Genomic DNA, 20,705 nt, shown 5'->3' on the forward strand with positions numbered 1-20,705 from the left:
CCCGGGCAGGGCGAGGTGGGTTCGGACCACCCCGCCGTCAAGGAGGTCGCGGCCGAGACCGAGGCGCGGCTGGCGAAGCTGCTGGCCGTGGACGGGGACCGTACGCCCGACTCGTTCCACCGCGAACTCGGCGAACTCATGTGGGAGTTCTGCGGGATGGCCCGAAGCGACGCCGGTCTGCGCAAGGCCCTCGACCGGATCCCGCAGATCCGCGAGGAGTTCTGGCGGCGCATCAAGGTCCCGGGGACAGGCGAGGAGTTCAACCAGTCGCTGGAGAAGGCCAACCGCATCGTCGACTACCTGGAACTGGCCGAGCTGATGTGTCTGGACGCGCTGCACCGCGCCGAGTCCTGCGGCGGCCACTTCCGCGAGGAGTCCCAGACGCCCGACGGCGAGGCGGCCCGCAGGGACGAGGAGTTCTCCTACGCTGCGGCCTGGGAGTTCACGGGCACGGGCGAAGCCCCGACCCTGCACAAGGAAGACCTGGTCTTCGAGTACGTCCACCCCACCCAGCGGAGCTACGCATGAAGCTCACCCTGCGCGTCTGGCGGCAGAAGAACGACACCGCGCCGGGCGCGATGGAGACCTACGAGGTCGACGGCATCTCCTCGGACATGTCGTTCCTGGAGATGCTCGACACTCTCAACGAGGAGCTCATCCTCAAGGGCGAGGACCCCGTCGCCTTCGACCACGACTGCCGCGAGGGGATCTGCGGGGCGTGCTCGCTGGTCATCAACGGCGACGCGCACGGCCCGGAGCGCACCACCACCTGCCAGCTGCACATGCGGTCCTTCAAGGACGGCGACACGATCGACATCGAGCCGTGGCGGGCCCGCGCGTTCCCGGTGATCAAGGACCTGGTCGTGGACCGCACGGCCTTCGACCGCATCATCCAGGCCGGCGGCTACATCACCGCGCCCACCGGTTCCGCTCCGGAGGCCCACGCCACGCCGGTGCCCAAGCCGGACGCGGACTACGCCTTCGAGCACGCCGAGTGCATCGGCTGCGGCGCGTGCGTGGCCGCGTGCCCGAACGGCGCCGCGATGCTGTTCACCTCCGCCAAGGTCAACCACCTGGGCGTCCTGCCGCAGGGTGCCCCCGAGCGCGAGACCCGCGTCCTCGACATGGTGGCGCAGATGGACGCGGAGGGCTTCGGCGGCTGCACGCTCACCGGCGAGTGCGCGACCGCCTGCCCCAAGGGCATTCCGCTCCCCTCCATCACCGCGATGAACAAGGAGTGGCTGCGCGCCGTCCGGAAGGCGAAGCAGCCCGCTTCGTAGGACTCCGTACGACGCGGGCAGCGCTTACGGCGACTCGACATTCACCAGGGAGTGCTGGGACCGACCCGGGCCAATGGCCCGGGTCGTTTTCGTGCGGTGACGGCGGTCCTGGCCGCTGGGCGACAGCGGGTGTCGTCTTGCTGTCACACGGTTGTTTCCGTAAAGGGCCCCGGGAAGCATTGTTGATCGTGATCCCGCACCGCGGCACGGAGTGAGCCTCCGCAGTGCGCCGCGAGCCGTTCTTCATGCGGCCCGCTTCTTCGCAGAGCATTCCACGCGCCCCACGAGTGCGCCCCGAGTGCGCCGTCCACCTATGCCCGGGAGGTACCCATGCAGTTCATGATCCTGGCCCGTTACACCCAGGACGTCGTCAAGACGATCCTCGAGGACCCGCGGGCCGTCATCGCGCGCGACGAGCACGCCTTCAAGTTCTACGGGGCGCTCGGCGGCACTGTCGTCAACTACTGGTTCACCCGCGACATCGAGTACAACTTCGCGGTCGTCGTGGACTTCCCGGATGTGGAGGCGGCGCACGCGGCCGTGCTGACCGGCTACTCCACCGGCGCCTTCGAGGAGGGCAAGGTCATCCCGCTGGCCTCGGCGGAGGAGATGGTGGGTGCGCTCAAGCGCGCCGCCCCGGCGGTCGAGCTCTTCTACCCGCCGCAGTCGCCGGACGCCAACTAGTCCTCAACCCACCCTCGAAGCCGGAGCGGTCACGGGCACCGCGCACGGCGGTTCCGGTGTCACGGCGAGGCGGACCAGTCGCCGTGCACCGGCATCTTCTGATGTTCTGAGAGAGGAAGACGTGAGCGGTATTCCCCAGTCAGCGCCGTCGGACGTGCCGTTCCGCACCCTGGTGGACCTCCTCAGGGCGCGGAGCGAGGACAACGGACGGCAGGTGGCGTTCAGCTTCCTGCCCGACGGCACGGCCGTCTCGCAGGAACTGACGTTCGCCGACCTGGACGTGAGGGCCCGGGCCATCGCGGCCCGCCTCCAGGAGATCGCCTCGCCCGGCGACCGCGTCCTGATGCTCTACCCCTCGGGGCCCGAGTTCGCCGTGGCCTTCTACGGCTGCCTCTACGCGGGCATGGTCGCCGTCCCCGCCTACCCGCCGCGCTCCGACAAGCACGCCGCGCGACTCTACGCGGTCGCCGAGGACTGCGGTGCCACGGTGATCGCGGCACCGGGCGCGCTCCACGACCAGCTGGCCGCGCGCGGCACGGACATGGCCCCCGCCACGTCCGCCCGCTGGATCGCCACGGACTCCATCCCCTCCGAGGCCGCCGACGACTGGCGCCGCCCGGACCTCGAGGCGGACCAGCTGGCCTTCCTCCAGTACACCTCCGGGTCCACCGGCAACCCGAAGGGCGTGATGCTCACCCACGCCAACCTGCTGCACAACCTCGGCATGATGGCGCACGCCATGGACCACGCCGAGCGCCCGGTCCTCGTCTCCTGGCTGCCCCTCTTCCACGACATGGGGCTGATCGCCAACCTGCTGCTGTCCCTGTACTGGGGCGCCCGGCTGGTGTACATGCCGCCCGAGGCGTTCCTCCAGGACCCGATCCGCTGGCTGCGCGCCCTGTCCGAACACGGCGGCACCTTCACCTGTGCCCCCAACTTCGCCTACGACCTGTGCGTACGCCGCACCCGCCCCGAGGACCGCGAGGGCCTGGACCTCAGCGGCTGGCGCATCGCGCTCAACGCCGCCGAGCCCATCAGGGCCGACACGCTGGACCGGTTCGCCGGCCTGTACACCGCGCACGGCTTCCGTGCGAGCTCGTGGTACCCGGCGTACGGACTGGCCGAGAACTCCGTGTTCGTCACCTCCGGCCTGGCGGGCGAGGGCGCGCGCGTCCACCACCTCGACGGCCTCGCACTCGAGCAGGACCGGGCCGTCCCGACGGAACCCGGTGCGCCGGGTGCCCGCGCGGTGCTCGCCTGTGGCCGCCCCCACCTCGACCAGCGCCTCCTCATCGTCGACCCCGACACCCGGATGCCGCTGGAGCGGGGCTCCGTCGGCGAGATCTGGCTGAGCGGGCCGAGCGCCGGTCAGGGCTACTGGCAGCGGCCGCAGGAGAGTGCCGAGGCGTTCGGCAACACACTCGCCGAGGATGCCGCGGGGGCCGGCGAGGCAGCCGGCTCGCTGCCGTGGCTCGCCACGGGCGACAAGGGATTCCTCGACGCCGACGGGCAGTTGTGCATCACCGGGCGCATCAAGGACCTGATCATCGTCCGTGGCCGCAACCTCTATCCGCAGGACCTCGAGCGCACCGTCGAGGACGCCGACCCGGCGTTCAGGCCGGGCTGCACCGCGGCCTTCGCCGTCGACGCGGAGGGCCAGGAGCGCGTCGTCGTCGTGCAGGAGGTCCGCCACGACGAGGTGGACGCCGAGCGGATCGGACCGGCGGTCGCCGCCGCACTCGCGGCCGAGCACGAGGTGACGCTGGACGCGCTGGTCCTGCTGCGCACCCGCGCCATCCCCAAGACCTCCAGCGGGAAGATCGCCCGCCGCGCAGCCAAGCAGGGCTACGTGAACGGCACCCTCGACACCGTCGCCGTCTGGCGCGCTGCGCGGCCGGCGCCCGTGGCCGCCGACGCCGCCCGGCGGGCCGGCGCGGGGGCGGCGCGGACCCTCCCGTACGTCGACGAGGTGATCGCCGTCGTCGCCGAGCACCTGGGCCTCGACCCGCGGGACATCTCCCCCCGCGAGAACTTCGCCGCCTACGGTGTGGACTCTGCCTCCGCGGTCGCCATCTCGGGCACGCTCCAGCGCGCCCTCGGCCGTCGGCTGCCGGCGGGTCTGCTCTACCAGCTGCCGACCGCCGAGGACGTCGCCCGCTACCTCGCGGGCGAGGAGCGTTCCGCGCGGACGCAGGCGGCGGAACGGGCGGGAGCGCCGGCCGCCGACGAGCCGATCGCCGTCGTGGGCATGGCCTGCCGTTTCCCGGGGGCCGAGGACGTCGGCGCGTTCTGGGAGCTGCTGCGGGACGGCAAGGACGCCATCACGGAGGTGCCCGCCGACCGCTGGGACGCCGCCGCGCTCTACGACCCGGAGCTGAAGCGGCCCGGCTCCATCAGCACCCGGTGGGGCGGATTCGTCGGCGACGTCGCCGGATTCGAGCCCGAGTTCTTCGGCATCTCACCGACCGAGGCCGCCGCCATCGACCCGCAGCACCGGCTGCTCCTCGAGGTCGCCTGGGAGGCGCTGGAGAACGCCGCGATCCACCCGGAGTCCCTGGCGGGCACCGCCACCGGCGTCTACGTCGGCATCAGCAACAACGACTACACGCGCCTGACCGCGGGCGCGGATTCCGCCCTCGACGCCTACTACGGCACGGGCAACGCGCTCAGCATCGCCGCGGCCCGGCTGTCGTACCTGCTGGACCTGCGCGGCCCCAGCCTCGCGGTGGACACGGCGTGCTCCTCGTCGCTCGTGGCCGTGCACCAGGCGTGCGAGTCGCTGCGGCGCGGCGAGAGCGCGGTGGCCCTCGCCGCGGGCGTCAACCTCATCCTGTCGCCGGAGATGACGTCGGTCTTCTCGCGGGCCAACATGATGGCGGCCGACGGCCGTTGCAAGGTGTTCGACGAGCGCGCCGACGGGTACGTGCGGTCCGAGGGCTGCGGTGTCGTGGTCCTCAAGCCGCTGTCCCGGGCCCTGGCCGACGGCGACCAGGTGCTCGCCGTCGTCTCCGGCTCCGCCGTGAACCAGGACGGCCGCTCCAACGGACTCACCGCCCCGCACGGGCAGGCCCAACTGGACGTCCTGCGCGACGCCTGGGACGCGGCCGGGCTCGACCGCGACCGCCTCGGCTACGTCGAGGCGCACGGCACCGGCACCGCGCTCGGCGACCCCATCGAGTTCGAGTCGCTCACCGGCGCGCTGCGCGAGGGCCGGGACGGGGACGTGGCGCCCTGCTACGTCGGGTCGGTCAAGGCCAACATCGGGCACACCGAATCCGCCGCGGGCATCGCCGGGTTCATCAAGGTGGTCCTCGCCCTGCGGCACGGCACCATCCCCGGCCAGATCCATCTGAACCGCCTCAACCCCCACATCGCCGACCTCGACACCCCGCTGACCGTTCCGACGGCCGCGCAGGAGTGGCCGCAGGACCGGCGCACCGCGGGCGTCAGCGCCTTCGGCTTCGGCGGGACCAACGCGCACGTGGTGCTCACCGAAGCCCCGGCCACCGTCGAAGCCCCGGCCACCGCCACAGCAGCCCCCGCCGGCGACGCCGGAGCCGCGGACGCCGAACCGCCCACCCCCGAGGTGCTGGTCCTGTCCGCCCGCACCCCCGACACGCTGACCGCCCTCGCGAGGCGCTACGCGGACGCTCTCGGCACCGCCGACCCCGTCGCTCTCGGCGACGCCGTCCACACCGCCGTCACCGCGCGCACCGTCTGGCCGCACCGGCTCGCCGTGACCGCCGCCGACGCCGAGGAGGCACGGCGGACGCTGCTCGACTTCGCCGAGCGGGGCAGGACGCAGCAGGACGCCGCCGTGGGCCGCGCGCCCCGCCGGAGCGGCCCGCTCGCCTTCCTCTTCACCGGGCAGGGGGCCCAACGGCCGGGCATGGGCAGCGAGTTGTACCGGACCGAACCCGTCTACCGCGAGGCGTTCGACGCCTGCGCCCGCATCGTCCAGCACCACTTCGGCTGGGACCTGCGCGATGTGGTCGACGACGCCGAGGCGCTGGCGCGCACCGAGTACGCACAGCCCGCGATCTTCGCAGTGGAGTACGCGCTGGCCGCCCTGTGGCGCGCGTACGGGGTCGAGCCGGACACGATGCTCGGACACAGCGTGGGCGAGTACGTCGCGGCCTGCCTCGCCGGGGTGTTCGAACTGGAGGACGCGCTGTTCCTGCTCGGGACGCGAGCCCGGCTGATGCAGGGCCTTCCGGCCGGCGGCGCCATGCGCGCGGTACGGGCCGGGGAGCCGGTGGTTCGCGAGGTGCTTGCCCCGTACGCCGACCGCGTGGCCGTGGCCGCGGTGAACGGCGCCGACGAGGTCGTGATCTCGGGTGCCGCGGACGCCGTGGACGCCGTGGCCGAGGCCCTGCGGGAGCGCGGGCACAGCTCCGCATCGATGCGTACTTCGCACGCCTTCCACTCGCCCCTCGTCGACCCCGTGCTCGACGAATTCCTCCGCGTCGTGGAGCAGGTGGCGCTGCGTCGCCCGAAGGTGCCGCTGGTGTCCTCGCTGACCGGGCGGCCGGAGGACGCGCTGCCGGCCACCCCCCAGTACTGGGTGGACCAGCTGCGGCAGGCCGTCCGCTACGCCGACGGGGTCGCCGCGCTCGTGGAGAGCGGCTGCACGACGGGCGTCGAGATCGGACCCGACGCCGTGCTCGCCCCGCTGGCCCGGCGCCTCACCCGGGGCGTCGACGGGGCGCGCTGGATCCCCTCTCTGCGCGCCGGCAAGCCCGACCGGCGCTCGCTCGCCCAGGCGCTTGCCGCCTCCTGGACCGTGGGCGTGCCGGTCGACTGGCAGGAGGTACGCAGGGGCCGGGGCGGCAGCCGCCGCGCACTGCCCGGCTACCCCTTCCAGCGGCGCCGGTTCTGGCTGCCGGACCAGCTGTCCGGCAGGGGAGCCGTCGTGGCGGGGTCCTCCGCGCAGGCCGACCGGTCGGCGTGGCACCCGCTTCTCGGACGGCCGTTGCAGCCGGTGGCGGCGGAGCCCGGGCGGCACGTCTGGCAGCGGGTGCTCGCCCAGGGCCAGGTGGCGGTGCTCGACGACCACCGCATCCAGGGGCGCGTCGTCGCGCCGGGGACCAGCTACATCGAGATGGCGCTGGCCGCCGCCCGCGAACTGGACCCCGGGGCCCGCTACGTGCTGCGGGACGTGCGCTACCACAGCATGCTCAGCGTCCCGCCGGACGGGGCGCGCGTCGTCCAGGTCAGCCTGCACGGCTCGCCGGGCGGGGAGCTGGCCTTCAGCGTCCACAGCCAGGACGAGGCCGGTGGCTCCGACTGGACCCAGCACGCCAGCGCGCAGCTGGTCGGCGTCGGCCACGGGCCGGCGGACGACGGCGGCCCGCGCGGCACCACGATCAGCGGCCCGCGCGGCACCACGGGCAACGGGGAGGGTGAGGCATGAAGTTCAGCCTGATGTTCTTTGCCAGCGACGAGAACTCCCTGACAGGGGCGGACCGTTACGACCTGCTCGTCAAGAGCGCGCGCTTCGGCGACGAACACGACTTTCTCAACATCTGGGTGCCGGAGCGCCACTTCACGCAGCTCGGCTCGCTCTACCCGAACCCGGCCCTGCTGCACGCCGCCCTCGCCCGCGAGACCCGGCGCATCGGCCTGCGGGCGGGCAGCGTCGTGGCACCACTGCACGACCCGCTGCGGGTCGCGGAGGAGTGGGCGGTCGTCGACAACCTGTCCGGCGGCCGGGTGGGCATCTCGCTGGCCTCCGGCTGGAACCCGGGCGACTTCGCGTTCTTCCCCGAGCGCTACGCCACCCGCAACGCCTACCTCAGCGAGGCCATACCGACTCTGCGGGCCCTGTGGCGCGGCGAGCAGGTGCCCGCCACCAGCGGCACCGGCGACCCCATCCGCGTACGCACCTATCCGCGTCCCGTCCAGGACGAGCTGCCGCTGTGGCTGACCGCCGCGAGCTCGCCCGCCAGCTTCACCAAGGCGGGCGCGTCGGGCGCGAACCTGCTCACCCACCTCCTGGACCAGGGCGTGGAGGGGCTCGCCGAGAACATCGCCCTGTACCGTGCGGCGCGCGCCGAGGCGGGCCTCGACCCCGCCGAGGGCCGGGTCACCGTCATGCTGCACACCTTCGTGGGCGAGGACGCCGATGAAGTGACGCAGCTGGCCAAGGACCCCTACTGCAGGTACCTGAAGGGCAACCTGGGCCTGCTCAAGGGCCTGGCCCGCAGCCGGGGGCACGGCAACGACACGGACATCAGCACCCTGCCCGACGAGGAGCTGACCCGGTTCGTCTCCTTCCTCTACGACCGGTTCGCCGCCGAGCGGTCCCTGATCGGCTCCCCGGACTCGTGCCTGCCCCTGGTCCGCCGCCTCGCGGCCGTCGGCGTCGACGAACTCGCCTGCCTGCTGGACTTCGGCCCCGCGGCCGACGAGGTGCTCTCCGGACTGCCGCACCTGGACCGGCTGCGCTCGCTCGCCGAGACGGACACCGAGGTGCTGGCGGTCATGGCGGACCGTGCGCATGGAGACGTCTCCGCTCCCGTCGTACGGGCGGCTGTTGATTTCAGCCCCGGGGCGCCCGCAGCCGGCTGGGACGATGCCGATGCCGTGATCGCCCGCAGCGTCACCGAGGTCGATGTCGAGGACTTCTTCGCCCGCATCGAAGCGGCCGGTGCCGCCTACGGCCCCGAGATGCGCTGTCTGGAACAGCTGTGGCTCGGCGAGCGCGAGGTCCTCGGCCGGCTGACCGTGCCCGGCGATCCGGCACAGGGCGCGTACGAGTTCCATCCGGCTCTGCTCGACAACGCGTTCCTGCTGCTCGGTGCGCTCGCCCCGGGCGCCCTGACCGGTTCGGAGGCGCTCGCCCTGCCCAACGGCGTGCGGACCTTCGAGACGCTGCGCCGGCCCGAGGGCACCGTGTACTCCCACGTCCGGCGCACGCCCGGGGCGGAGCAGGAGGGCGAACTCGTCGCCGACGTACGGCTCTTCGACGCGTCCGGAACCGTCGCCCGCGCCGAAGGGCTGCGGATGCGCCTGGTGGAGGCCGGCGACGAGCACCGTGACCCGGGCGCGGAGCTGGCCTACCGCACCGACTGGACCGAAGTGCCCGAGCCCCCTGCCGCGACGGACGGCGCTGCCCCGGGGCGCTGGCTGGTGTTCGCCGACTCCCTGGGTGCCGGTGACGCGCTGGCCGCCGAACTCACCGAGTCCGGGCACCAGGTGGACGTCGTCAGCACCGAGACGGCCCCGGACGCCGTGGCGATCCGCCGCGCGCTGTACCAGGCGGTCGCCACCGGGCCACTCGACGGTGTCGCGTTCCTGTGGCCGCTGGACACCCCCGAGCCCGCGGACGGCGACGCCACGACGCAGTCGGTCGAGGACGCCCAGGCGTACGGCGGCGAAGCGGTCCTCGCGCTGATCCGCGCCGGACTCGAGCTGGACGACCCCACACGCTGCGGGCGGCTGTGGCTCGTCACCCGGGGCAGCCAGCCCGTCGCCGACGGTGAGGTCACCGCGCGCGGCGTGCTCCAGTCCCCGGTGTGGGGCCTCGGCCGGGTTCTCGCCGTCGAACAGCCCGACCTGTGGGGCGGGCTCGTCGACCTCGACCCGGCGCGGAAACCGGACCGCGCGACGGCACGGCTGCTGGCGTCCGCGCTGCTCGGCCCCCGCGACGGCGCGGAGGACCAACTCGCCGTACGCGGGGACAAGTTGTTCGCCCCGCGTCTGGTGCGCGACACGGCCCTCGCCCACCCCGCCGACCCGCTGCCCCGGCTCGACCCGGCCGGCACCTACGTGCTCACCGGCGGCCTCGGCGACCTCGGGCTCGTCATCGCCCGGCGCATGGCCCGGCGCGGCGCCCGCCACCTGGTCCTCACCAGCCGCGGCGGAGTACGCACCGACGCCCAGCGCGAGGCGGTGGACGAACTGGCCGCCCTCGGCGTCCGGGTCCACACCACGGCCATGGACGTGGCGTCCCTCGCCGCTGTCCGGGCGCTGCGCGAGGAGCTGGCCGTCGCCGGCCTTCCCGACGTCGTCGGCGTGGTCCACCTCGCGGGCCTCGTCCGCGGGGCGCTCCTCGGCGACCTGGACACGGAACGGCTGCGCGAGGTGGCCGCGCCCAAGATCGCCGGTTCGTGGAACCTGCACCAGGTCTTCGGCGACGCACGGATGTTCCTGCTCGTCTCGGCGCTGCCCGCGGTCTTCGGCCCCGTCGGCGTCGGCGCCGCCAACTACGCGGCAGCCAACGCCTTCGTCGACGCCCTGGCCCAGCACCGCCGGGCCCGGGGCGCGGCCGGCTCGGCCCTCGGCTACGGCCCGTGGAACCACGTGGGCATGGCCGTCCGGGAGGAGGGCCTCGACCAGCTGGCCCGGGTGGGCGTGGGCAGCATGACGCCCGCGGAGGCACTGGAGATCCTCGACCGGGTCCTCGACAAGGACCCGCGGCAGACCACGGTTGCCCGCCTGGACTGGGCCGGCGTCTTCGAGGCCTTCCCTACCGTCCGGCACACCCGCCAGTTCGCGGGCTTCCTCGCCGAGGCCGGCGACGCGGGCTCTGCCGAACTCCTTGCGAAGTGCGCCGGAGCCGACGCAGCCGAGCGCACCGGGATCATCTCCGGGTACCTCACCGACCGCATCGTGGCCGTCCTCGGCGTCGACGCGGCGGAACTCGACCCGCAGCAGCCCATCACCGAGCTGGGCCTCGACTCCCTGATGTCCCTGGACATGCGCAACCGCATCAAGACCGACCTCGGCGTGGTCGTACCGATCGTGCGCTTCCTGGAAGGCGTCAGCGTCGAGCAGCTGACCACGCACGTGCTCGACCTGCTCGCCGACGTACTCGACGAGCTGGACGACACCGCTGAACGAGAGGAGATCACGCTGTGAACGGGGGACAGCGGCCCTCCGGGGTCTACGAGGACCTCGCGGGCCTGTTGGACGACGTGGATGCCGCCCGCATACGGCTCACGGTCGACGGCGGCGAGCTGCGGGTGTCGGCGGCCAAGGGCGCCCTCACGCCGCAGCTGCGCGAGCGGCTCACCGACCTCAAGCCGGAGCTCGTCGCGCACCTCAGCGCCCGCGCACGGGCCGCCGAACCCGTCGTCGCCCGGCCGCGCGACGGCCGCACCTTCCCCCTGTCCGCCGGACAGGAGGCGCTCTGGCTCCTCGACCAGGTCGAGGGAGGCGAGTCGACGTACGTGATCAGCGGCGGCGTACTTCTGGAAGGGCCGCTGCAGCACGAGACGCTGATCACCTGCCTCTCCCAGGTGGCCAACCGGCACGAGGCGCTGCGCACCGGGTTCCGCACCGGGCCCGACGGGACGCCCCACCAGGTCGTCCTCGACCCGGCGCCGCTGCCCGTACGCCAGGAGGACCTCAGCGGGCTGCCGCAGGAGGAGCGGGAGCGGGAGCTCGTCCGCATCGCCCGGCAGACCGGAAGCGAACCCTTCGACCTGGCCGCGGGACGGATGCTGCGGGCCACCCTCGTGACGACCGGGCCGCAGGAGGCACACCTCGTCCTGGCCGTCCACCACATCGCCGCCGACGCGGCGTCGCTGTCGGTGCTCTTCCGCGAACTGTTCGTCCTGTACGAGGCGGACGCCGAGCCCTCCGCGCTGCCGCCCCTGTCCCTGCACTACGCGGACGTCGCCGAATGGCAGCGTGAGGCACTGTCCCCGTTCACCGCACACCAGCAGATCACCTACTGGAAGCGGCAGTTGGACGGTGCGCCGCCCCTGCTGGAGCTGCCCGCCGACCGTCCCCGGCCCAGCCGCCAGTCCTACCGCGGCGACCTCGTCGAGTTCTCCCTCGGCCCCGGCACCGCGGCCCGCCTCGCCGAGGTCGCGGCCCGGGCCCGCGTCACCCCCTACGTGGCGCTCCTGGCCGGCTGGGCCGCCGTACTGGCCCGCGTCAGCCGTGCCGACGAGGTGGTCGTCGGCACCCCGGTCAGCAACCGCGACCACCCGCAGACCGCGTCCCTGGTCGGCTTCTTCGTCAAGACCCTGCCGCTGCGTGTCGACCTGACCGGCGCCCCCACCTTCGAGGAGCTCCTGGGGCGCGTCCATCGCGCATTCCTGGAGGGCCTCGGCCACCTCGACGTGCCGTTCCAGCGCATCGTGGCCGAGACCAGCCCCCAGCGCTCCCTCAGCCACTCCCCGGTGTTCCAGGCCATGCTGACGCACTACGAGGCCCCGTTCGCCACGCTGGAGTCGGGGGGCGTCAGGGTCAGCCGGTCCGACGTGCACAACGGCACCGCCAAGTTCGACCTGACGCTGTTCGCCGAGGACCGGGGCGAGGAGCTGGCCTGCTCGCTGGAGTACGCGCAGGACCTCTTCGACCGGGCGACGGCGCAGCGCCTCGCCGACGCGTTCCAGGAGTTCCTCGGCGCGGCCCTCGACGACCCGGGGGCCGAGCTGTCCCGGCTCCCGCTGCTGAGCCCCGCGCAGCTCCAGGAGACCGTGGCCGCCGCCGAAGGCGCGGCCCGCACCGTGGACCTGGACCGGCCCGTGCAGCAGTACGTCACGGAACAGGCCGCGCTGCGCCCGCACGCGCCCGCCGTGACCTTCGCCGGAGAGTCGCTGACCTACGCCCAGCTCGACGAGGACAGCACCAAGCTGGCGTCCCTGCTGCGCGCCGGAGGGGCGGCGCCCGGCGTGCTCGTCGCAGTCCACGCCCACCGCTCGCTGCGCCAGATGGTGGCGCTGCTTGCCGTGCTGAAGTCCGGCGCCGCGTTCCTGCCCCTCGACCCCGACCAGCCGGCCGAGCGCATCCAGCAGATACTCGACGAGGCGGGCCCCCGCCTCGTGCTCAGCGACACCGCGCTGGACCTTCCCGAGTCCGGCGGCCCCGCACTGCTGCGCCTGGACGAGCTCGACTGGTCCGCCGAGCCGGGCGACCAACTCGCCCCGGTGACCGGCCGGGACGACCTGATCTACGTCCTCTACACCTCGGGCTCCACCGGCCGCCCCAAGGGCATCGCCATGCGGCACGGCCCCCTCGCGAACCTGCTGGCCTGGCAGACCGCCACCTTCCCCTTCACGCCGGACGACCGGGTGCTGCAGTTCAGCCCGCTGCACTTCGACGTCTGCATGCAGGAGCTGTTCGGCACGTGGGCGGCGGGCGGCACCGTCGTCCTGGTCGACGCGGACACCCGCCGCGACGCGATGCGGCTGCTGCCCTACCTGCGGGACCAGGGCGTCAGCCGCCTGTTCCTGCCGTTCGTGGCGCTGCAGCAGCTCGTGGAGGTCGCCGCCGCCCGCGACCTGTGGCCGACGGCGCTGCGCGATGTGTTCACGGCCGGTGAACAGCTCCAGATCACCGAGGAGTTGCGCACGTTCTTCACCCGGACCGGAGCCGGACTGCACAACCAGTACGGCCCCTCCGAAGCGCATGTGATCACCTCGCACACCCTCCAGGGCCCGCCCGAGGAATGGGAGCCGCTGCCCGCGGTGGGCCGTCCCATCGACAACGTCCGCGTCCACGTGCTGGACCCGCACGGCGTACCCGTCCCCCAGGGCGTGGCCGGCGAGGTGTGCGCGGCCGGGCCGTGCCTCGCCCGGGGCTATCTGCACCAGGACGCCCTGACCGCCGAGGTGTTCGTCGCCGACCCCTTCGCCGAGGGTGAGCTGATGTACCGCACGGGCGACCTCGCCCGCTACCGCGCCGACGGCACCCTGGAGTACCTCGGGCGGATGGACCACCAGGTGAAGGTGCGCGGCTTCAGGGTCGAGCCCGGTGAGGTCACGGCGGTGCTGATGGCCCACCCGGGTGTCAAGGAGGCTGTCGTGGAGGCCCGCGGCAGCGGCGTTGCCCAGGCGCTGATCGCCTGGGTGGTGCCGGGCGGCGACCTGCCGGGCACCGAGGAGCTGCGCCGCCACTGCGCCGAGCGGCTCCCCGAGTACATGGTGCCCACCATCTTCGTACCGCTCGACGCCCTGCCCCTGACCATCGCGGGCAAGGTGGCGCGCAAGCTGCTGCCCGAGCCCGAGCGTGCGCAGTCGACGGGGCGCGAGCCGGACACCCCGCTCGAGAAGTCCGTGGCCGCCGTCGTCGCCGAGGTGCTCGGCGTCGAACGCGTCGGCTGCGACGACGACTTCTTCCAGCTGGGCGGCCACTCGCTCGCCGCTACCCGGGTCGCCCTGCGGCTCAGCGCCGAGCACGGCGTCGAGCTCACGGCACGGGCCGTCTTCGCACGGCCCACCGTCGCCGGGCTCGCCGAGAACGTGGAAGTGCTCCTGTGGGCCGCCGCACAGCCGGCCGCCGACACCGATGGGGACAGGGAGGAAGGGGAGCTGTGACCGCGCCCGCCGATTTGCTCACCGAGCTGCGCGCCCGCGACATCCGCCTCTGGGAGGAGGACGGGCGGCTGCGCTTCAGCGCCCCCGCCGGCGCGCTCGACGACGCGTTGCGCAGCCGCGTGCGAGAGCACCGCGACGCGCTGATCACGCTGCTCAAGGAGGCTCGGGGAGGCCGCGCCAAGGCGACCCGGCCGCCGATCGGCCCAGCAGCCGTGGAGAACGGCCGACTGCCGCTGTCGTACGGGCAGGAGCGCATGTGGGTCATGTCCGAGATGCTCCCGGACAGCGGCGCGGCCGCCTACGTGCTGTCCGGCCGCGCCACGCTGGACGGGGACGTCGGCCCGACCGCCGTGGCCGCCCTGCGGCTGGCCCTCGCCGACCTCGTACGCCGCCACGAGGCGCTGCGCACCGTGGTGCGGGTCGAGGGAGACAAGCCCTACGGTCACGTTGTCGAGGACTGCGAAGTGCCGCTGTCCGAGCAGAACCTGACGCAGGGCCGGACGATCGAGGAGGTCGCGGCCGAGGAGGCGCGGCGGCCCTTCGACCTCGCCCACGGACCCCTGCTGCGCGCGGCCCTCGTCCACGAGCGCCCCGGCCGCGCGCACCTGCTGCTCTCGGTCCACCACATCGCGGTGGACGCCTGGTCGCTCGGCGTGCTCTATCGCGACCTGGCCGCGCTCTACGCGGCGCGGGTCGGTGACGCCCCGGAGCCGCCCGAGCTGACGGTGCGCTACGCGGACTACGCCGCCTGGCAGCGCACCCACCTCACGCCCGAGGCGCTCGGCCCCGAACTGGAGCACTGGACCGCCACGTTGGCCGATGCGCCCGGCCTGCTGGAGCTCCCCGCGGACCGCCCGCGTCCGGCCGTCCAGTCCTACCGCGGCGCCGCCGTGCCGTACCACCTGCCCGCCCCGCTCATGGAGCGCGTGCGAGACCTGGCGCACCAGCACGGCTGCACCCCGTACATGGTGCTGCTCGCGTCCTGGTCGGCGCTGCTGTCGCGGCTCAGCGGCGCGGACGACCTCACCGTGGGCACCCCGGTCGCCGGGCGGATACGTCCCGAAGTCGAGCCGCTCATCGGCTTCTTCGTCAACACGCTGGTCCTGCGGGTGGACGCGAGCGGCGACCCCGCGTTCGAGGACCTCCTCGGCCGCGTCCGCACGACGTCGCTCGGCGCCTTCGACCACCAGGACCTGCCCTTCGAGCGGCTGGTCGACGTGCTCCAGCCGGAGCGCACGCTGAGCTACAGCCCGCTCTTCCAGCACATGTTCATCCTCCAGAACGCCACCACGGAGATCCTCCAGCTCCCTGGCCTTCAGACGCACTTGGAGGAGGTGCACACCGGTACCTCCAAGTTCGACACGACGCTCATCGCCGAGGAGGGGCCGGACGGCCTGCACGGCGTCCTGGAGTACGCGACCGACCTGTTCGACGCCGCGACGGCCCGCCGCTGGCTGGGCCACTGGCGCACCTTGCTGGAAGCGGCCGTGGCCGCCCCGGACACCGCCCTGTCCGCGCTGCCGCTGCTGGAGGAGGACGACCGGCACCTGATGCTGGAGCGGTGGAACGACACCGCCCTGCCGGTCGAACCCAGCACGGTGCATGCCCTGGTGGAGCGGCAGGTCGCGAGGACCCCGGAGCGCGCAGCGGTCGTCCAGGGCGACGCGTCCCTCACGTACGCGGAGCTCGACGAGGCCTCGGACCGGCTCGCGGCCCTGCTGCGCGAGCGCGGCGCCGGAGCGGGGGTGCTCGTCGGGCTCTGTCTGCCGCGCACACCCGACCTGGTCGTCGCGCTTCTCGCCATCCTCAAGTCCGGTGCCGCGTATGTGCCGTTGGACCCAGCGGCCCCCGCGGAGCGGAACGACTACATTCTGCGTGACGCCCGGGCCCGCCTGCTGGTGACGGTCTCGGCGCTGCGGCCCACGCTGAGCTGCCCCGAGGACACCGGGATCCTGTGCCTCGACGAGCCCGACGAGCCCGACGAGCCCGACGAGCCGGACGAGCCGTACGGGACAGGGGAGCGGCCCGAGCCGGGCGCCGACGCCCGGCCGGAGGACCTGGCCTACGTCATCTACACCTCGGGCTCCACCGGCCGCCCCAAGGGCGTCATGGTCGAGCACCGCAACGTGGTCAACTTCTGCGCCGCGATGGACGAGGAGTTCGCCGCCGACGGGGTCGGCACCTGGCTCGGCGTCACCACCGTCTCCTTCGACATCTCGGTGCTCGAACTGGTGTGGACCCTGACCCAGGGCTCGACCGTGATCCTCCAGCCCGACGCGGCACGCGCTCACGCACGCCGCCCGGGCAAGGTCGCGGACCTCAGCCTGTTCTACTTCTCCAGCTCGACGGAGACCGAGGGCCAGGCGAAGCCCGGCGCCTACCGGCTGCTCCTCGAAGGGGCCAAGTTCGCGGACACGCACGGCTTCGAAGCGGTGTGGACGCCGGAGCGGCACTTCCACGCATTCGGCGGCATCTACCCCAACCCCGCCGTCGTCGGCGCCGCGGTCGCCACCGTCACCGAGCGGGTCGCCGTGCGTGCGGGCAGCGTGGTCCTGCCGCTGCACCACCCGCTGCGGGTCGCGGAGGAGTGGGCGGTCGTCGACAACCTGTCCGGGGGCCGGGTGGGCCTCTCCCTGGCATCCGGCTGGCAGGCCGACGACTTCGTCCTCGCCCCGGACAACTATGCCGACCGCAAGCAGGTCATGCTCGACGGCATCAGCACGCTGCGCTCCCTGTGGGCGGGCGAGGCGGTGGAGCTGCCCAACGGTACGGGCAAAGCGACGGCCGTCAGGACGCTGCCGCGTCCCGTGCAGCGCGACCTGCCCATGTGGATCACCGCGGCCGGCAGCGAGGAGACGTTCCGCGCGGCCGGCGAGTCCGGTTGCAACCTCCTGACCCACCTGCTGAGCCAGGACCTCGACCAGCTCGCCGAGAAGATCGCGATCTACCGGCGGGCGCGGGCCGAGGCGGGCCACGAGGGACCGGGCCGGGTCACGCTCATGGCGCACACGTTCGTCGGCGAGGTCCCGGAGACGGTCCGGGACACGGTGCGCGGCCCGTTCCGCGACTACCTGGCCTCGTCCCTGGGTCTCATCGGCAACCTCGCGCGCGCCCTGGGCCTCGGCGACGACCTGAAGAACCTCGCCGACGACGACCTCAAGGTCCTGCTCGACCACGCCTTCGAGCGGTACTACGGCACCGCCGCGCTCTTCGGCACCCCGCAGCGGGTGGCCGAACTCCTGGACGCCATCGCCGACATCGACGTCGACGAGGTGGCCTGCCTCATCGACTTCGGCGTCGACGACGACGCGGTGCTCGACGCGCTGCCGCTGCTCGCCACGGCGCGCGACCTGCACGCCGACCGGAACGCCGCCCCGGACCTCACCGTGCCGGAGCTCATCGAACGGCACGGCGTGACCAAGCTGCAGTGCACGCCGTCCCAGGCCGCGATGATCCTCGACGAGACGGGCGGCCCGGAAGCCCTGGCCAAGCTGGACCTGCTGCTCCTCGGCGGCGAGGAACTGCCGGCCCGGCTCGCCGAGCGCATCACCGCGGCCACCGGGGCACGCGTGCAGAACATGTACGGGCCGACCGAGACCACCATCTGGTCGAGCACGCACCGCGTGGACGCGACGGGCACGGTGCTCATCGGCAGGCCCATCGCGAACACCGCGCTGTACGTCCTGGACGCGCACGGCACTCCGGTGCCGGTGGGCGTCCCGGGCGAACTGCACGTCGGCGGCGCCGGCGTCACCCGGGGCTATCTGGACCGGCCGGAGCTGACGGGGGAGCGGTTCCTGCCCGATCCGTACGTGGCCGACCCGAAGGCGCGCCTGTACAACACCGGCGACCTCGTCAAGTACCGGCCCGACGGCTGCCTGGAGTTCATCGGCCGCACCGACCACCAGGTCAAGGTGCGCGGCTACCGCATCGAACTCGGCGAGATCGAGGCGGCGTTGGGCTCCCACCCGGACGTCGCGCAGGCGGCGGCGACGGTCCACGGGACCGGGGCGGAGCGGCGGATCTCCGGTTACGTCGTGGCCCGTCCGGGCGCCGCGGTGAGCGGGGCGGCCGTGCGCGGACACGTCGCGGCACGGCTGCCCGGGTACATGGTGCCGTCGTCGGTGCAGACGCTCGACGAGCTGCCCTACACGCCCAACGGCAAGATCGACCGCAAGGCGCTGCCCGCGCCGTCCCGCTCCGCACACCCGGACCAGGGCTTTGTCGCCCCGCGGGGACTCACCGAGATGCGCCTGGCTGCGCTCTGGGGGAAGGTGCTCAAGGAGTCGTCCATCGGCATCCACGACAGCTTCTTCCAGCTCGGCGGGAACTCGGTGCTCGCCGTGGGTCTGCTGGCGGAGATGGAGCGCCAGTTCGGCCGCCGCCTGTCGCTGGCCACCCTCTTCCAGGGGCCCACCGTCGCGGAGCTGGCGGTCGCCCTCGCCCGCGGCGAGGACACCGCCCGCCAGTCCCTGGTGCGGCTGCGCCCCGGCGGCGACGTCCCGCTGTACCTGCTGCCCGGCGCGGGCGGCAACCTCATGTACTTCCACGAACTGGTCAGCTCCCTGCCGGAGCAGTTCGCGGTGTACGGCCTCCAGCCGTCCTTCGGTGAGGACGTCGACGCCTCGTCGCTGGTGCACGAACTCGCCGATCAGTACCTGCCGCTGGTGCTCAAGGAGCAGCCCGAAGGGCCGTACCGCTTCGTCGGACATTCCTTCGGCGGCCACGTCGGGATGGAGCTGGCCCGGCGGCTGCGGGCGTCGGGCCACGAGGTCGCGCTCGTCGGCCTGCTGGACACCGCGGCCCCGCTGCCCGAGCGAGCCGAGCACTTCGAGGCGTGGGACCAGGCGACCTGGCTTGCCACGCTGGTACGCGTCTTCGAGCGCCTCTTCGGCCGCTCCCTGGACGTCACCCATGCGGACCTGGCCGCACTGCCGGACGAGGAGCAGATCGCACACCTGCGCCGGGCGCTGACCGAACGGCAGGTGCTGCCGCCGGAGTTGGACGACGACGTCCAGCTGCGCGGCTTCATCCGCACCTACATCGCCGACCAGCGCAGCCTGCACACACCGTCCGAGCCGTACGACGGAATCCTGACCTTCTTCCGTGCCGCCCAGCTGCACCAGGACAACGTGCCCCCCGAGGCCCTCGCCTGGATCCTCGACGATCCGGCGCGCGGCTGGGGCAGGTTCACCTCGTGCCCGGTGGCGGTGCGGGAAGCCCCTGGCGATCACCTGACCATGCTGACCAGGCCTTATGTCGCCGACCTGGCCAAGAGTATCGGCGACGCCGCAGACATCTGACATCCGCGTCCAACGAAGGAGAAACGACGCATGACCACATCGCTGGTGGACCTCCTGGCCTGCCCCGTGTGCTCGGCCGGCCTGGAGCAGCGCTCGTCCTCGGAGATAGCCTGCACGTCCTGCGGCCGGCTCTCGCCGGTCAACGACGGGTACGTCGACATGATCCAGGAGCCCGGCAAGCCCGACCCCGCGGCACCGACCACGGCGCAGGCCCTCATGGAGAGCAAGGCCTTCGTGCGCCTCTACGAGACGGTCATGCGGCCGTTCTTCGCACGGCTCTTCGCCGGGTTCGGCAGCAATGTCCCCGGCTACGCCGAGGAGTTCCAGGTCTACCACGACTGGCTGAAGCTGAACGAGAGCCGCCAGGGCGCCTGGCTGGACCTGTCCTGCGGCGCCGGCTACTTCACCGACCGCCTCGCGGGGGCGGTGCCGGACGCGACGGTGGTCGGCCTGGACATCTCGGTGGCGATGCTCCGCAAGGCCGAGCAGGAGACCGTCGGCCGGCCCAACGTCCGTCTCGTCCGCGGTGACGTGCGCGGGCTGCCGTTCAAGGACGGCGTGTTCGACGGTGTGAGCAACCCCGGCTCGCTGCACCTGTACGCGGACCCGGAGGCGGCCTACCGGGAGGTGTTCCGCCTCCTCAAGCCCGGCGGCGTGTACACGGCGAGCACCTTCGCGCTGAACGACTACGTGAGCAGCAGGATCGGTGTGAAGATGACCGGCATCCGCCGTACCGACCTGTCGACGCTTCCCGATCACCTCGAGAAGGCAGGGTTCGTCAACTACCGCCTGATGAAGTTCGGTTCGGCGTTCATCTTCGCAGTCACAAAGCCCTGACAGAGACCGGATCAGCCAGGGTCTGACTAGCCGGCTTTGCTACGCCGCTTCCGCAGACCCCGTTGCCACCCCGTGCCGGGAGGCCCACTGCTGGACCTTCACGACGTGGGCCTCCCGGAGGCCCACGTACGGGTCCGGCTGGACAAGCAGCGTGGGACGGCCGCAGGCGGTCCGTTCGGCGGCCCAGGTCCTCCGCGAATCCGTCTTCGCAGGGGTGGGCGCATCCGATCGGGCAAAGCGGTCATGGCTCAGCGGCAGGGAGTCGGCGAGGCCCGGGCCAGGAGATCATCAACAGTGCAAAGGCGGCCTCCCGGAGGGGGCCGCCTTCG

General features: G+C 72.9%; 6 protein-coding genes and 4 pseudogenes. All 10 read left to right on the top strand.

What is annotated here, in order from left to right; genetic code table 11:
- A pseudogene (locus ACWD3E_RS24435) lies at positions 1-528 on the top strand (fumarate reductase/succinate dehydrogenase flavoprotein subunit); the annotation flags it as partial.
- Positions 525-1,280, top strand: coding sequence for a succinate dehydrogenase/fumarate reductase iron-sulfur subunit (locus ACWD3E_RS24440; protein ID WP_451389688.1), 756 nt, complete (start codon positions 525-527; stop codon positions 1,278-1,280). The pseudogene ACWD3E_RS24435 and the gene ACWD3E_RS24440, both read left to right, overlap by 4 nt.
- A 330-nt stretch (positions 1,281-1,610) precedes the next feature.
- Positions 1,611-1,964: a GYD domain-containing protein gene (locus ACWD3E_RS24445; RefSeq protein WP_451389689.1), complete on the top strand. Its 354-nt coding sequence runs from the start codon at positions 1,611-1,613 to the stop codon at positions 1,962-1,964.
- Positions 1,965-2,085: 121 nt separating this feature from the next.
- A complete protein-coding gene (locus tag ACWD3E_RS24450) occupies positions 2,086-7,377 on the top strand; it encodes a beta-ketoacyl synthase N-terminal-like domain-containing protein (RefSeq protein WP_451389690.1) in 5,292 nt (1,763 codons plus the stop codon).
- A complete protein-coding gene (locus tag ACWD3E_RS24455; RefSeq protein ID WP_451389691.1) occupies positions 7,374-10,826 on the top strand; it encodes a MupA/Atu3671 family FMN-dependent luciferase-like monooxygenase in 3,453 nt (1,150 codons plus the stop codon). The genes ACWD3E_RS24450 and ACWD3E_RS24455 overlap by 4 nt, the downstream gene beginning before the upstream one ends.
- Complete coding sequence (locus ACWD3E_RS24460) at positions 10,823-14,236, top strand: amino acid adenylation domain-containing protein (RefSeq protein WP_451389692.1); 3,414 nt, start codon at positions 10,823-10,825, stop codon at positions 14,234-14,236. Before ACWD3E_RS24455 ends, ACWD3E_RS24460 begins: the two co-directional genes overlap by 4 nt.
- Positions 14,233-15,774, top strand: a pseudogene (locus ACWD3E_RS24465) (condensation domain-containing protein); the annotation flags it as partial. The gene ACWD3E_RS24460 and the pseudogene ACWD3E_RS24465, both read left to right, overlap by 4 nt.
- Positions 15,775-15,909: 135 nt before the next feature.
- Positions 15,910-16,464, top strand: a pseudogene (locus tag ACWD3E_RS24470) (AMP-binding protein); the annotation flags it as partial.
- Between the two features lie 102 nt (positions 16,465-16,566).
- Positions 16,567-19,539, top strand: a pseudogene (locus tag ACWD3E_RS24475) (MupA/Atu3671 family FMN-dependent luciferase-like monooxygenase); the annotation flags it as partial.
- Between the two features lie 30 nt (positions 19,540-19,569).
- Entirely contained in the window at positions 19,570-20,376 is an 807-nt protein-coding gene (locus ACWD3E_RS24480; RefSeq protein ID WP_451389693.1) for a methyltransferase domain-containing protein, read from the top strand.
- Positions 20,377-20,705 lie beyond the last annotated feature (329 nt).

The organism is Streptomyces sp. NPDC002676, assembly GCF_053592455.1.